Genomic DNA, 15,594 nt, shown 5'->3' on the forward strand with positions numbered 1-15,594 from the left:
ATAGGTAAGGGGATTTACAGGAACGAATTCACTAACAGTAAGAGAAGTAAATAGGGGATATTATGAATCTTGATGACAAGAAGAGAAGGATAGAGGAGTTAATAGAAACTCTTAACAAGGCTTCGGCAGCGTACTATGACGAGGCTAGTGAGATTATGAGCAATTACGAATACGATGCGCTGTACGATGAGCTTGAATCGCTTGAGAAGAAGACGGGGTATACTCCTCTGAATAGTCCGACTAAGAATGTCGGCTACACAGTTCAGTCGGAGCTCCCTAAGGAAAGGCACAGAAGCCGTATGCTTAGCCTTGATAAGACTAAGAGCCGTGAGGAACTCGCGGCTTGGCTTGGGGATCATGAAGGACTCTTATCATGGAAGCTCGACGGTTTAACCGTTGTGCTCACATATGAGGGAGGAGAGCTAGTCAAGGCCGTGACACGTGGAAATGGGGATATCGGAGAGGTTATCACGCCTAATGCACGTGTATTTGTCAATGTACCGAAGCACATTCCTTACAAAGGGCATGCTGTAATCCGTGGCGAGGCGGTTATTACCTATGAGGAATTCGATAGAATCAATGAGGCAATCGACGATGCAGATGCGAAGTATAAGAATCCGAGAAACCTATGCAGCGGAAGCGTAAGGCAGCTAAATAGCAAAATTACCGCTGAGAGAAATGTTAGGTTCTATGCTTTCACGCTCAGCGAAGCAGATGGAGTTGATTATGAAGGCCTTAGATCAAACCAAATGAAGTGGATGGCGGAGCAAGGCTTCGACGTGGTTGAATACGTGAAAGTAGATAATAAGAGTATTTTCGAAGCGATAGACAATTATGCAGAGAGAGTGCATAGCTTTGAGATCCCGTCTGATGGCCTCGTGCTGACATTAGAGGATTTAGAATATGCGGCTACACTTGGAACGACCGCGAAATTTCCGCGTGATTCTCTGGCTTTCAAGTGGGCAGATCAGCAAGCGGAGACAATTCTCCGTGAAATCGAATGGAGCCCATCGAGAACTGGGCTGCTAAATCCAATTGCTATATTTGACCCGGTAGAACTCGAAGGAACCACAGTTAAGAGAGCATCGGTTCATAATCTTAATATAATGGAAACCCTAAAGCTAGGCATCGGTGATACTATCACCGTATACAAGGCGAATATGATAATACCGCAGATTGGTGATAACCTTACTAAGAGTGGGAATATTGAGCTTCCTAGCCATTGTCCGGTATGCGATGGTACTACAGAGATAAAACTGATGACCGGCACAAAGGTACTTACATGCACCAATCCAAATTGCCTGGCTAAGCAGGTGAAGAGATTTTCTCTATTCGTATCGAGGGATGCGCTTAATATCGAGGGACTATCTGAACAGACCTTGCTAAAGTTCATAGGACTCGGTTATATCAAGTCTTTCGCTGATATATTCCGACTAGAGAATCATAGGGATGAAATCGTAGAATTAGATGGTTTCGGTAAAAAGTCATATGATAAATTATCATCATCGATAGAGAAGTCTCGCCATACAGTCCCAGCTAGGATTCTTGTTGCACTTGGTATACCTGGAGTTGGTGTTACTACTGCAGCTCAGATTGCGAGAGCGTATGAGAATAAATGGGCTAAAATTTCTTCGCTCACTTACGATGAACTTATATCCGTAAGTGGCATCGGAGAAGTTATGGCTAGAGACTATGAGGCTTTTTTTGCAGATGAACACAACAAGTCTGTCGTTTTGGATTTAGTGAGCGAACTCGACATAGATGAGAGCTATGAGAAGGCCGGGGAAGCTTTGTCGGGTGAAATCTTTGTAATAACTGGCAGCCTTGAACATTATAAGAGCCGCACTGAACTTAAGAAGGAAATCGAGGCACAGGGAGGTAAGGTTGCAGGAAGCGTTAGTAAAAACACCAGCTATCTCGTGACCAACAATCCTGAATCAGGTTCGTCTAAGAACAAGGCAGCAGCGGAACTCGGTGTAAAAATCATAACAGAAGACGAAATTCGTACGATGCTCGGATATTAGGGGGTTATCGAAAAGTCTATTTCGATATATAATAAATATTCGCAGTACTAAATTTTAAAGTGAGGAGGAAGGCCAATGGAAAATACAAACTTGATTGACCAGGAACAGGCTTTTGAAGAAAGCAAAGAAAAGATATTCGAACTCCTCGAAGAGAAGAAATATTTCCGTTGTAGGGATGAACTGTTAAAATTCAACGCAGTAGATATTGCTGAGCTACTTGAAGAAGTGATGCGAAAGTATAGCATGCAGACAGCTATCATACTGTTTCGCACGCTTCCAAAGGGTGCTTCTGTTGAGGTATTCGCACACTTTGACGTTGATGATCAGGTTGAAATCATCAATATTATCACTGATCCCGAGATTAAATACATAATTGAAGAGCTGGATTTCGACGATATGATCGACGTGCTTGACGAGCTGCCGGCCAATATCGTTGACAAGATTTTAGACAAAACTCCTAAGAATGAGCGAAGACAGATAAACACTTTCCTGAAGTACAAGGAATACAGTGCCGGTTCGCTGATGACGCCGGACTATATAAATCTGCGTAAAAATATGACGAGGCGTGAGGCGCTGGATCATATCCGCGATGTGGGAATGAACTCCGAGACGATTTACTCATGCTACGTGCTCGACGGTGGGCGTAAACTCGTAGGTGTCGTATCGCTCAGGAGCTTGGTTCTTGCAGATGAGAATACTAAGGTCTCCGATATTATGAAAGAAGACATCATCTTCGCACACGTCGATGATGACCAGGAAGAGACTTCTGAACTTTTTAAGAAATACGGTTTTATCGCGATACCGGTAGTTGATAATGAAGACAGATTGGTCGGAATCATCACTTTCGACGATATCCTCGACGTAATCGAAGAAGAGAACACCGAGGATATGGAGCGTATGGGAGGTGTCATCGATAACACAGACAAGGACTACCTCGATACACCCGTCCTGATGCACGTCAAGGCTAGACTGCCATGGCTACTAGTGCTCATGGTATCTTATGTATTTACTGGAGGCATGATTGCTAGTTTTGAAAAATCGCTCTCCGCAGTAATCGCGCTAGTAGCTTATATGCCGATGCTAATGGGCACTGGTGGTAACTCAGGAACTCAGTCGTCTACAGTAATTATCACAGGTATGGCTACAGGAGACCTCGAGTTATCGGATGTTCTTAGAGTTCTATGGAAGGAATTTCGCATAGGAATTATAGTCGGTATATGTGTCAGCATCTTGAACTACATGAGGATAGTGGCATTTGACCATAACGGCTCTTTGGTAGCGCTTACGGTGTGCCTGTCGATGGTATTAATCGTTATCATCGCAAAATGCATCGGTGCTCTCCTGCCTATGATTGCTAAGAAAATCGGCATTGACCCGGCTCTTATTGCTGGCCCGATGATGGCTTCACTTACCGACATGGTTGCGCTCGGCACGTATTTTACGATGGCAAGGCTGGTGCTTAAAATCTAGAGATGAAAGCGACTGCCTTACATACTGGGAAGACAATTTCAACGACGACTACAACAATTAAATTATCAATAACAAATAATATATAAAAAGCTTCAAGATATTTCTATTTAAATATCAACACAAATAACACAATTAGTTTTCAAAATTTCATTGTAGGAGGATATGGTGAATACTAACAACTATGCTGAGCTCGCTGAAAAAGCGCGCAAAATCAGAATCAATGCTCTAAAGGCAATTCATGCCGCAAAGTCAGGTCATCCGGGAGGTTCATTATCTTCTGCTGATATTCTTGCAACGCTATATTTTGGTGAGCTAAATATCGACCCAAAGAATCCGAAGATGGCAGATAGAGATAAATTTGTGTTATCCAAGGGTCATGCGGTTCCTGCGCTTTATGCAGCACTCGGGGAGAGAGGTTTTTACGAAGTAAACGAAATGATGACGCTCAGACAGGTGGGCAGCAAATTCCAAGGACACCCTAATATGCGTAAAGTTCCTGGGATTGAGATGTCAACCGGTTCGCTCGGACAGGGATTTTCCGCAGCAGTAGGAATGGCTGTCGCAGGCAAAATTGATAAAAATCCTGGCAGAGTATATGTGCTCACTGGTGACGGAGAACTTCAAGAGGGAATCGTGTGGGAGGCTGCGATGCAAGCAGCTCATAGGAAACTCGACAACTTAGTTGCAATCGTTGATCTGAACGGACTTCAGATTGATGGCAAGGTAAGCGATGTAAAGTGCGTGTGCCCGGTGGACGAGAAATTTAGGAGCTTTGGGTGGAACGTGATAAACGTAGATGGTCATAATTTTGAAGAACTGACTACGGCATTTAAGGAAGCAAAGAGCTCTGAAGGTGTACCGACTGCAATTATAGCTCATACTCACAAGGGCAAGGGCGTATCGTTCATGGAAGATAATGCTGGCTGGCATGGCAAGGCGCCAAGCGATGAGGAACTAGCTGCTGCGATAGAAGAGCTTGGAGGTGACAACTAATGGCAGATAAGATTGCAACTAGGGCTGCATACGGAGAATTCCTGGTGGAAAAGGGCAGAGAACGCGAGGATCTTATCGTTATGGATGCAGACCTGTCAGGTTCGACAAAGACTAAGGGGTTTGCAAAGGCTTATCCTGAAAGATTCGTAAACTGCGGCATTGCTGAACAGGATTTGATGGCTGAGGCAGCTGGAATTGCTCTTTCGGGGCACGTTGTGTGTGCTAGTACATTCGCTATGTTCGCTGCAGGTAGGGCATATGAAATTATAAGAAATTCAATTGGATATACAAATGCAAATGTTAAGGTGTGCGCAACTCACGCAGGTATTACAGTTGGAGAAGATGGTGCGAGCCATCAGACTTTCGAAGATATTGCGCTCATGAGGGAGATTCCGGGCATGCTCGTTGTAAACCCCGCTGATGCTGTAAGTGCTAAGAAGCTTTTAAATGAAGTGGTTGATACAGATGGTCCTGCGTACGTTAGACTGGGCAGATCTGGAGTGCCAGTGATTTATGATGAGAGTTCTGACATCAAGATTGGGAAGGCGAATGTAATTCGGGAAGGCAGTGATGTGACAATCATCGCAACTGGAATCATGGTAGCAGACGCGCTTGAAGCGGCTGAAGAGCTTGCAAATGAAGGTGTCTATGCTCGTGTAATCGACATGCATACTATTAAGCCAATTGATGAGACGGCGATTATAAACGCAGCTAGAGAGAATGGTCCGATTGTAACCGCAGAAGAACACTCGGTTATCGGCGGACTCGGCAGTGCGGTGGCAGAGGTCGTGGTTAAGAATAAACCAGTGAGAGTTGAGATGGTAGGACAGAAGGATACGTTTGGTGAATCTGGAAAGCCGGCTGAACTCAGAGAAAAGTATGGGCTTACAAAGGCTGATATCGTTAAAGCTGTTAAGAAAGTAATCGCGTAAAGATTAAAAATAATAAAAGAACTTAAAATTATAAAAAAATAGCAACTCTTTTAGTGAATTATTCTTCACACAAGGGTTGCTTTTTCATTTGCAAATACTAGGGTTCAGAGTGGATTTTGTTTTTAGCTAGTAAAAATTTAACAAAATAATATGAAATTAGTACAAACTCAATTTACAATGTGATGAATAAGTGATATAGTATGAATTGTTTTATAACATATGGACTCGAGGGGATTGGGTTCAAGAGCAATTGGCGAAACGTATTATATTAATACCTAATATATATTCGTTACTTGCAATTATATTTTTATTACTTTAGGAGGTTTTTTATGGAAACTGGTGTAAAGAAAGGTAGACCGTTTGGCTTCTATGTATGCTCCATGGGCTATACATTTGAGAGACTTTCGTTCTACACAGTAAAGTACATTTTGGCAATGTGGGTTGCTGCAGATGTACTAAGTGGTGGTCTAGGCATGGGCCAGGTTAAGGCTACTGCTATTTCCGCAGGATTCGTAGCTTGGACATATATCACACCTATGTTCGGTGGATATATCGCTGACCGTTGGGTTAAGCCTAGATGGTGCGTGCTTATCGGTATGCTTCTGATGGGTGTTGGCTACATGATTGCATGGAAGGCAACATCACTTACTCTCGTATACGTGATGTTCGTATTCGTAGCTGTTGGTACAGGACTCTTCAAGGGTAACCTATCCGGAATCACAGGTCAGCTATTCAACAGCGCTGAGCAGCTTGACTCTGCATTCTCTATTCAGTACACGTTCGTTAACATCGGTTCGTTCATCGGAATAACATTCATTGCTCCGCTTGCAACAACAGGTATGTTCGGTGTTCACGTAACTTACAGAACGATATTCTTGATTACAGGTATCTTCCTATTCATCGATGCTATTTGGTTCTTCGTAGTTGGAGGCAAGGCTCTCGGTGAAGCTGGTATGTCACCATTCAAGAAGGACCAGAGAGAGTTCGTATCTGCTGAGAAGAAGGAGAGCGAAGAGTCTGCTCCTCTAACAGCAGGAGATAAGAAGAGAGTTGCAGCTGTACTTCTCGTAATCGTATTCTCGATGGTATTCTGGATGCTATGGTACCTCGCTTACTTCCCAGCATACTTCAGATTTGGTTACGGAGACGGAGCTGAGTATCTAAACAAGGCTAACTGGGTAATTGGTAACTTCAAGATTCCTACATCTTGGTTTGACTCTGTAAACGCTCTAACTTGTGTAGTTCTTGGACCAGTTCTCGCTGGTGTATGGTTAAAGCTTGCTAAGAGACCTCAGGGAGACCTCAGCATGTACAAGAAGACTGGTCTAGGATGCGGACTTCTAGGACTTGCATACTTCGTAATGGTATTCGCTGACAAACTCGCTGGAGACCATGGTCAGGTTTCTGTACTATGGGTTGGTCTAGTTTGTATAATGATGTCAGTTGGAGAGATGGTATTCTCACCACTCGGAAACTCATTCATTAACAAGCTAGCTCCTGCTAAGCTTCTAGGACTTCTTCTAGGAACATGGCCAGTAGCTGTATTTATTTCACAGTTCATCTACCCTAAGATCTATGCTTGGACTTTAACACAGAACTTCGGTTTTGCTTACGGTCTACTCGGTGGAATCGTAATCGTATTCGGTGTAGTTCTATGGATCCTCAGCGGTAAGCTTGATTCTTGGGCTGAACAGGAATAATTATATAATACTGATTTACAGTCTAAATCGTATATATTAGAATTAAAGCGAAGGGCATGCCCTTCGCTTTTTCACATCTCTCTAATATAGAATTTACGAAAGCAGGTGCGTTATGGAACTAAGGAGAGGAAAGAATATTGCTTTTACTGTAATATGCGGCATGTTCCTGTTGATAGTCAGAATGGTTTTGAATATTTCATATTCTTTTATGGTTCCGTACAAGGTTCAGATTACACTTGGTGTATTTTTCTTAATCTATGGACTTGCGTTAGAATTTTGGGAGATAAAGAATGAGCTACCGCTGTTCTGGGGCGCTGGAAGCTCGATATTTAATATCGGGGTGATCAATAGCTCGATGGTTGTAGGAGCAAGCATCTTCTTCTTTGCAAGTAATGGAGTCCATGGCATATGTGCATTTGGAATTGAAATAGCTCTATATGCGTTGATATCCATATTCGAATGGAAATAATATATTGTACAGAATAAATACAAATATAATAGCGATAATAATAGAACTTACAATTGACATATGATATTAAAGTGATATCATAAAGATACAAAGAAGCGCTTCAGACGATTTATAAAACCTTTAAGCATAGGTTTTTACACATTAAATCTTCTAAGGAGGTTATCGCTATGAAAAACATCAAGAGAGTTGGATATTTAATTGTAGTAGGACTTGCTGTATTGTTAATCATCGCTGCCACGGGAGGAAACGACCTACCGATGATACTATCTTTTGGCGTAGGGACAATTCTTGCACTTATAGGCATCGCTCTCGCTATCAGGGAAACTAAGACCGATAAGCCTATGTTCTACTCGTATGGTAAGAATTGGTTTGGCGGGTATCTTAACAACAGTGCGTTTATACTGGGCATAGCTGTAGGATTTTTCGCAACGAAAGTTATATATGGAATTACAGCACTCGGTATAATTGCTGTGCTATATGCAATAATTATTGTTGCTCTTAAAAATAAAAGATCAGAGGCTATGTAAATGCTATTTGTTAAAAGTTAATGCGAAAGCTCACCTTGCAGAAGGTGAGTTTTTTATTATTTGCAGAAATTATGTGCGTTGCACTCGTTTGTATAAATATACTATTATACTAAAATAAATACAAAAAATTGTTGATTTACAGATAAAATGGTGTTATTATATTCATATCGTTAAATGATTATAGAAAGTAAGGAATCAAAATGGATGCTTATATCACAGGTTTTCTAGTTTCATGTAAGGGAATCCCCGCAACAGTATTTGTAAGTGTATTATCAGTTGCCATAGGATCGGTAGTCGGACTGCTGATTGCTCTCATGAGAACATCAAAGAATAGATTTTTAAGTGGAATCTCAAAGCTATATGTCGATATAGTCAGAGGTACTCCTATGCTCGTGCAGGCACTCATATTTGCCTATGGAATACCGGAGTTCATACAAACACATCTGTTTTACTTCAAATGGGCAAACCTAATCATACCTGCTATAATCGTTTGTGGGCTTAATAGTGCAGCATATATGTCTGAGGTAATTCGCAGCGGAATCCAGGCTGTGGATAAAGGACAAATGGAAGCAGCGAGGTCGCTCGGTATGAGTAAGACTATGGCTATGAGACTTATAATCATTCCGCAGGCTGTTAAGATTATACTTCCAGCGGTTGGAAATGAATTTGTAACACTTATCAAGGAGACATCTGTTCTGAGTTATGTAGGAGTACATGAGATTTTGCGTAAGGGTACACTGCTTAGTGCAGCAACATTTGAAGCATTTCCGGCATACATAGGCGTAGCATTAGCTTATCTGCTACTAACACTGCCTCTTTCTAAGCTAATCGCTGTTCTTGAGCGACGTGGCAAGGGGAGTGAGAAGAAGATAGGGGAAGAGAAAAACAAACCAGTGCTCGAGGGAGGAGCAGCATAATGATAGAGATTAAGAAGCTATATAAATCATATGGAGATAATGAAGTGCTTAAGGGCATCGATCAGACAGTAAGCGAGGCGGAGGTGCTCTGCATAGTAGGACCTTCAGGCTCTGGAAAATCCACGATGCTTAGATGCATCAATTTACTTGAAGTTCCTACATCCGGAGAAGTATACATCGATGGGGAACTAGTGACGAGCCAGAATATCAATGAAATCAGAACTAAGATGGGGATGGTGTTTCAGAACTTCAACCTCTTCCCGCATATGACAGTACTCGAGAACGTAACCTGTGCACCTATCAACGTTAAAGGTGTGAGCAAGGCTGATGCTGAAGCAAAAGCCATGGAGCTTCTTACGCGAGTTGGTCTTGATAACAAAGCTAATGCCTATCCACGTTCGCTATCAGGAGGTCAGCAGCAACGTGTTGCGATAGCTAGAGCTCTAGCTATGGATCCTGAGATAATGCTCTTTGACGAGCCTACATCTGCACTTGATCCTGAGATGGTGGGAGAGGTTCTAGATGTAATGAAGGACTTAGCCAAGGAAGGGTTGGCGATGATTGTGGTCACTCACGAGATGGGGTTTGCCAAGGAGGTAGCTGATAAGGTCATATTCATGGATGAGGGCGTTATCGTCGAGCAGGGAACACCCGAAGAGGTTCTCGTAAATCCGTCAGAGGAGAGAACGAAGAACTTCCTATCCAAGGTTTTAAGTTAATATTACGCAATTAAGCTGATACATAAAAGCTATAGTGGTTGTTAAATGCTGATATGTAGTGGCTCTCAAAGTACGCACAACAATATTTTGCGCTATTCAGTTTTTATGTGAAGATTTGCGATTGAATTTGTTGAAAAATGGCACGGTATAGTGACTCTGTACCGTGCTTTTGTAGTGCCTTTTGTTTATTTTTCAGCGTTTTTGGTGTATAATACTACAATCTGTTGGTGTATCTAGGAGGTCATATGATCGAATTTAAGAATGTTACTAAACATTATGGCAACAACGTAGGACTAGAGAACGCAACTGTTCGCATTGAGAAAGGCGATTTCGTCTTCCTCGTTGGACCGAGTGGTGCGGGTAAGACAACCTTTGTAAGGCTGATACTTAATGAAATTAGCACAGATAAGGGAACCATTGTAGTTGCCGGTAAGGATATAACAAGACTGTCCAGAAGGGAGATCCCAGAACTGAGGCAGAAGATTGGAATGGTGTTCCAGGATTTCAGACTTCTTGAAAAGAAGACTGTGTATGAAAATGTCGCTTTCGCTATGGAAGTAGTACATGCTAAGCGCAAGGATATCAGGAGACAGGTCCCATACGTGCTTGACCTAGTCGGCATTCTCGATAAGCAGGACAGATATCCTAATGAGCTCAGTGCTGGTGAGCAGCAGCGTGTCGGTATCGCTAGAGCGATTGTCAATAATCCGAGAGTCCTTATCGCCGACGAGCCAACTGGAAATCTTGACCCTATTACGGCCATGGAAATTATGGAAATCCTGGATAAGATTAATCTTCGTGGCACCACAATCCTCATGGTTACACATGCGAAGGACATCGTTGACCAGATGAATAAGCGTGTAGTAGCGATTGAAGATGGTCATATTGTCCGTGATGAGCAGGGGCAATATGGATTCTATAACGAAGAAGAATACTACGATTACGATGAGGGGGTAGATAAATATGTTTTCTAGAGCAAAGTACACTCTCAAGCAGTCGGTTTCGCAGATTGGTCGTAACAAGGGTATGAACATCACTGCCGTACTTGCTATTTCGGCGATGATGCTTATCCTCGGATTATTCTTCGTAGCATTTGTAAACGTTGACCTTTTCGCCAATGTTATCAAACAGGATTACAATATCGTTGAGGTCTTCTTAAACGATAACAATACAGATGCTGTAAATAATGATATCGGGAGCAAACTTAAGTCCACAGAAGGTGTGGACAAGGTTGAGTTCAGATCTAAGGCAGATGCGATAAAGATCATGAAGAAACGCTGGGGAGATAACGGTTATCTTCTCGATAGCCTTGCGGATAACCCGCTACCTAACTCATATCTCGTGTATGTTAAGGATAAGTCGGTAGCAGATAAGCTTTCCAAGAGTGCAACATCCATTTCTGGTGTTGAAGATATTAAGTACTATCAGGATACAGTCGAGAAGCTGCAGAGGATAACGAATTTCATTCAGACAGCGTCGATTATCACCATGATTTTCCTTATAATCGTATCGGTTATCATCGTTGCTAATACCATTAAGCTTACTGTATTTGCACGTTCTAAGGAGATAAGCATAATGAAATACCTTGGAGCGACGGACTGGTTCGTAAGAGGACCATTCTTGTTTGAGGGGATTATTCTCGGATTTGTGTCGGCGACGATTTCAACTGCTTTAATGTTTGTTATATATTCGAGACTCATCGGGGTAGTTGGACCTGATATCATGAGGATGTTATCAGTGCCGGTAGTTCCAACAGGATACCTGATTCCTAACGTAATGCTCATATTCATTGCGCTAGGAGTAGGAGTAGGTACCTGCGGCAGTATAATCTCGATAAGAAGGTTCTTAGATAGATAAGGAGGAGACGAATGACTAGGGTGAATAAAACAAAGTGTGTAGTGGTTTCACTGCTCGCCTTAACTATGGTTGTGTCGACATTTGTAACATCTGTGCCGTCATATGCAACTAGCGCTACTCAGAAGAAGAAGGAAGCGGCAGCTGCAGGAGCAAAGTCTGCGGAGTTTAGCGCTAAAGTTGGTGAAGCGACTAAGAAGGTTGAAGAACTAGAAGCTAATATTAATAATGCACAAGCGGAGATCAATGCGACACAGGCAAAGCTCGAGGCAAAGAAGGCTGCTGTAAGCAAGCAGACTGAAGCTCTAAATTCAAGGCTTAGAGCTATGTATAAGACGGGTACAGCGGGCTTTATCAATGTAATCTTGAGTTCAGGCAATGTTAGCGAACTGATAACAAACGTTAGTATGGTGCAGAGAGTGCTCTCTAGTGACAAGAAGCTTCTCAGCACACTACAGAAGGACTATAAAGAAATCGAGTTTCTTCAGGATCAGCAGATTAAACAGGAAAAGATTCTGGAGAAGAATAAAAAGGAAGTCGAAGCAACTCGTGAGAAGTACAAGGGGCTTGCGGATGAATATTCTAAGCAGCAGGACCAGCTAAACGCCGAGGGTGATAAGCTAGCAGCAGAGGCAGCAGCAGCTCAGGCAGCAGCAGAGGAAAAGCTTAGAAGGCAGCAGGCAGCGCAGGCTCAGAGTCAGTCTTCTTCGAGTAGCTCGAGTAGCTCGAGCAGTTCAAGTAGCTCAAGCTCAAGTTCGAGCAGCTCAAGTAGCTCAAGCTCAAGCCGTCCAAGTGCACCAACTACTTCAAGCGGATATCAGTGGCCAGTAAGCGGTGGAACTATAACTTCTCCTTTCGGATGGAGAGTTCATCCAATATTCAAGACAAAGAAGTATCACGATGGTGTAGATGTATCAGGTCTCCCAAAGGGTACACCTATCAGAGCTATCGCTAACGGTTACGTTACCAAGGCATCATACTATGGTGGTTACGGTAACTGCGTTATGATTTCAATCGGAAACGGATACACCACCCTATACGGACATATGAGTGGATTTGCGGTTTCTAATGGTCAGTATGTAACTAAAGGGCAAGTTGTTGGATATATTGGAAGTACGGGTTGGTCAACAGGTCCGCATCTTCATTTCAGTTTAATCAAGAACGGTACGTATATTAACCCAATGAGTTTATTCTAATTATATGAATATAGATATTTTTAAAAGCACTCCAGTGCTGAATGAATTATTAAGAAAAAGAGGGATAGAGGGAGATGCGGAGCTCGAAGAGTTCCTTTCTCCAAGTCCTAAGCTTGCATATGATCCATTCCTGCTAGCAAACATGCATGCGGGAGTGGATTTGTTGTTAGATGCTATATACAGCGGATCTAAAATAGTTATATATGGTGATTATGACTGTGATGGCGTAACTTCGACAGCTCTTCTGATGAAGGTTATCGGCTCTCTCACAGACAATGTGACTTACTATATACCTTCCAGACTTGATGAGGGCTATGGACTTAATAAGTCAGCCATAGACCAGATATATCAAGACGAAGGCGAGGTTATCGTCACAGTTGACTGTGGGTCTGTGTCAGCCGAAGAGGTTGCGTATGCGAATAGCCTTGGCATCGAGACTATTGTGACTGATCACCATACTATAAAAGATGTGATTGCGCCAGGAATCGTCATCAATCCCAAGGCGCCAGAAGATACTTATCCCTTTAAGGGTCTTGCAGGGGTAGGGGTAGCATATAAACTTGCATTAGCGCTTAGTCGTAACTGTGAAATCCCTCGTAGCCTTATTACAGAAGTGCTCGAACTCGTTGCGGTTGGAACTATCGGAGATGTAATGCCGCTAGTGGATGAGAACCGTTCGCTTGTAAAGTATGGTCTCAGACTCATGAGACTTGGATTTAAGAACAAGGGATTAAGAAGGCTCGCAGAACTATCAGGTGTTGATTACAACAATATTACTTCTACGAACGTTGCTTTTTCGTTAGTTCCTAGGATTAATGCTGCTGGCAGACTTGGTGATGCCTCGCTTGGAGTTAGAGCATTGCTATCCGATGACGATGATGAAGTAGAGCGTCTATGCACAAAGCTTATGGAGACAAATACGAAGCGACGTGAGCTACAGCAGGAAGCTTTTGAAAACTGCATAAGTCTTGCGGATGATGAACTCGAAAAGGGTGATTTCATAATGATTGAGGCCGACCATGCTCACGAGGGAATCCTGGGAATTGTAGCTGGAAATCTCAAAGAGCGCTACAATAGACCAGTTGTTATTGTGTCACCAAACGATGGGCTCCTCAAAGGGACTGGTAGATCTATCGAGGGAATAGACTTGTATTCTCTGCTGAATCGCCATTCAGAGTATTTTGTGAAGTTCGGTGGTCATAAGGCTGCTTGCGGATTCACGATGGAGACTGAGAATCTTGAAAAGCTTAGGGCTTCGTTAAAAGAAGATGTGGCGGGACTACTTGCGGATAATGAAAAGTTATTTGACAGGACGATAGAGGCGGATATGGATATAATAGTTCCGGATACAAGTATAGAGCTTGCGCGAGCGCTAGAGCTTTTTGCCCCGTTCGGAGCAGGAAATCCAGAACCAGTGTTCAGATTCGAGAAGGTGCAGGTTGTAGATTGGAAATTCCTATCGGATAATAAACATGCGAGATTTTCTGTGATGCAGCACGGAAGTGCCATTCAGTGCATAATGTTCAACAAAGCGATGGACGTGTATAGCCTGATTGCTAGCAATAAACCTCTGACAGTTTACGGAGTGATGGACATAAATAGGTGGAAGGACAGAGAGAATGTTCAAATCAGAGTCCTCGATGTTGAGGAGGCATAGAACATTATTAATCGCATTTGCCGCAGGGTTTGGAACTGCGGTAGTTTGCGCTGTGATTTTCATGCATATTGTGCTTGGAGGGAGACTGATATCTCAGTACAAACTCGACCAATATGAGGCCCTAGATGATGAGTTCGGCAAGTACTATGACATTCAGAAAATAATCAATAACAAGGCATACTACAAGCAAGACACTGACGAAGTCGATAAAGCTGTAGCTCTTGGCATGCTAAAGACACTGGATGATAAATACGCCGAATATATGACGGAGAAAGAGTACGAGGCATTTGAACGCAGGTATTTAACATCGTATTCTGGCGTCGGAGTAGCTCTTAAGCTTGATGAAAATGATAAAATCGTGGTTAATAGGGTACTATCTGGAAGCGATGCAGAACAATCAGGGATTCTAGCGGGGGACGAACTCCTTAAAATTAATGGCAAGAATGTAAAGAGTCTAAACGATGCAGCCGAGCTAATGGAAGGCGGCGGAGACAATGATGTCGAATTTACTATCTCGCGAGGGGGAGTCGTTAAGAAGTACAAGCTCACTCGTTCTAAAGTTGAAGATGATGGTGTGACATATGAGGTGAAGGATTCATCAAAACACATAGGATATATACGCATCAGTACATTTAGAAAGGGAACTTCAAAATCATTCAAAAACGCTATAGAGATGCTTAAAACCGAGGATTGCAATAAGATCATCGTTGATATACGCGGCAATACCGGAGGGGTAGTCGAAGAAGCATTTGGCTCAGCAGACGAGGTTCTTAAAAAAGCGAAGCTTGGCAAGATAGTTTCCAAGAAAAAGACCAAGAAATACACTTCAGATGACAGTTCGGCTGATGTAAAGCTTGTAGTCCTTGTAGATCAGGATACAGCAAGTGCGGCGGAGATATTTGCGGCTGCACTAAAAGCAAACGATGTGAAAATAATTGGAACTAAGACGTACGGAAAAGGTGTAATACAGACGATTTTTAAGCTTAAGGGTGGATCTGTGGTGAAACTGACGACTGCAGAGTATATCGATCCAAATGGCAAAAGGATAAATGAAAAGGGCGTAACGCCTAATGTGGAAGCAAAGTCTGGAGACGTAGCAATTCAAGAAGCGATGAAGCTGCTTGAGAGCAAGTAGG

14 protein-coding genes are annotated in these 15,594 nt (G+C 42.7%); all 14 read left to right on the plus strand.

Going from position 1 to position 15,594, the window contains the following annotated elements; all coding sequences use genetic code 11:
- The first annotated feature begins 62 nt into the window (after positions 1-62).
- The 14 genes from ligA to C5Q96_RS00540 all read left to right on the plus strand — a co-directional run bounded on the left by ligA (position 63) and on the right by C5Q96_RS00540 (position 15,593).
- A complete protein-coding gene (gene ligA / locus C5Q96_RS00475) occupies positions 63-2,024 on the plus strand; it encodes an NAD-dependent DNA ligase LigA (protein WP_106056170.1) in 1,962 nt (653 codons plus the stop codon).
- Positions 2,025-2,099: 75 nt separating this feature from the next.
- The gene (gene mgtE, locus C5Q96_RS00480; RefSeq protein ID WP_106056172.1) at positions 2,100-3,494 is read left to right on the plus strand and encodes a magnesium transporter; all 1,395 of its coding nucleotides are present in this window, start codon (positions 2,100-2,102) and stop codon (positions 3,492-3,494) included.
- A 162-nt stretch (positions 3,495-3,656) separates the two neighbouring features.
- On the plus strand, positions 3,657-4,487 hold the full coding sequence (locus C5Q96_RS00485) for a transketolase (protein WP_106056174.1): 831 nt from the start codon (positions 3,657-3,659) through the stop codon (positions 4,485-4,487).
- Positions 4,487-5,419 (plus strand): transketolase family protein, encoded by a 933-nt coding sequence (locus C5Q96_RS00490; RefSeq protein ID WP_106056176.1) that lies wholly within the window; start codon positions 4,487-4,489, stop codon positions 5,417-5,419. Before C5Q96_RS00485 ends, C5Q96_RS00490 begins: the two co-directional genes overlap by 1 nt.
- A 329-nt stretch (positions 5,420-5,748) precedes the next feature.
- Complete coding sequence (locus C5Q96_RS00495) at positions 5,749-7,119, plus strand: peptide MFS transporter (protein ID WP_106056178.1); 1,371 nt, start codon at positions 5,749-5,751, stop codon at positions 7,117-7,119.
- A gap of 112 nt (positions 7,120-7,231) precedes the next feature.
- Positions 7,232-7,588, plus strand: coding sequence for a hypothetical protein (locus C5Q96_RS00500; RefSeq protein WP_106056180.1), 357 nt, complete (start codon positions 7,232-7,234; stop codon positions 7,586-7,588).
- A gap of 167 nt (positions 7,589-7,755) precedes the next feature.
- The gene (locus C5Q96_RS00505; protein ID WP_106056182.1) at positions 7,756-8,115 is read left to right on the plus strand and encodes a hypothetical protein; all 360 of its coding nucleotides are present in this window, start codon (positions 7,756-7,758) and stop codon (positions 8,113-8,115) included.
- Positions 8,116-8,315: 200 nt separating this feature from the next.
- Positions 8,316-9,032: an amino acid ABC transporter permease gene (locus C5Q96_RS00510; RefSeq protein WP_106056184.1), complete on the plus strand. Its 717-nt coding sequence runs from the start codon at positions 8,316-8,318 to the stop codon at positions 9,030-9,032.
- Positions 9,032-9,751 (plus strand): amino acid ABC transporter ATP-binding protein, encoded by a 720-nt coding sequence (locus C5Q96_RS00515; protein ID WP_106056186.1) that lies wholly within the window; start codon positions 9,032-9,034, stop codon positions 9,749-9,751. The genes C5Q96_RS00510 and C5Q96_RS00515 overlap by 1 nt, the downstream gene beginning before the upstream one ends.
- A 245-nt stretch (positions 9,752-9,996) precedes the next feature.
- Entirely contained in the window at positions 9,997-10,725 is a 729-nt protein-coding gene (gene ftsE / locus C5Q96_RS00520; protein ID WP_106056188.1) for a cell division ATP-binding protein FtsE, read from the plus strand.
- Complete coding sequence (ftsX, locus tag C5Q96_RS00525) at positions 10,715-11,608, plus strand: permease-like cell division protein FtsX (RefSeq protein WP_106056190.1); 894 nt, start codon at positions 10,715-10,717, stop codon at positions 11,606-11,608. The genes ftsE and ftsX overlap by 11 nt, the downstream gene beginning before the upstream one ends.
- Positions 11,609-11,619: 11 nt before the next feature.
- Complete coding sequence (locus tag C5Q96_RS00530) at positions 11,620-12,801, plus strand: murein hydrolase activator EnvC family protein (protein WP_106056193.1); 1,182 nt, start codon at positions 11,620-11,622, stop codon at positions 12,799-12,801.
- Between the two features lie 4 nt (positions 12,802-12,805).
- On the plus strand, positions 12,806-14,458 hold the full coding sequence (gene recJ, locus C5Q96_RS00535; protein WP_106056194.1) for a single-stranded-DNA-specific exonuclease RecJ: 1,653 nt from the start codon (positions 12,806-12,808) through the stop codon (positions 14,456-14,458).
- Positions 14,421-15,593 (plus strand): S41 family peptidase, encoded by a 1,173-nt coding sequence (locus C5Q96_RS00540; protein ID WP_106056196.1) that lies wholly within the window; start codon positions 14,421-14,423, stop codon positions 15,591-15,593. Before recJ ends, C5Q96_RS00540 begins: the two co-directional genes overlap by 38 nt.
- The last annotated feature ends 1 nt before the right edge of the window (position 15,594 follow it).

It is taken from the genome of Mogibacterium diversum (genome assembly GCF_002998925.1).
Classification (GTDB): domain Bacteria; phylum Bacillota; class Clostridia; order Peptostreptococcales; family Anaerovoracaceae; genus Mogibacterium; species Mogibacterium diversum.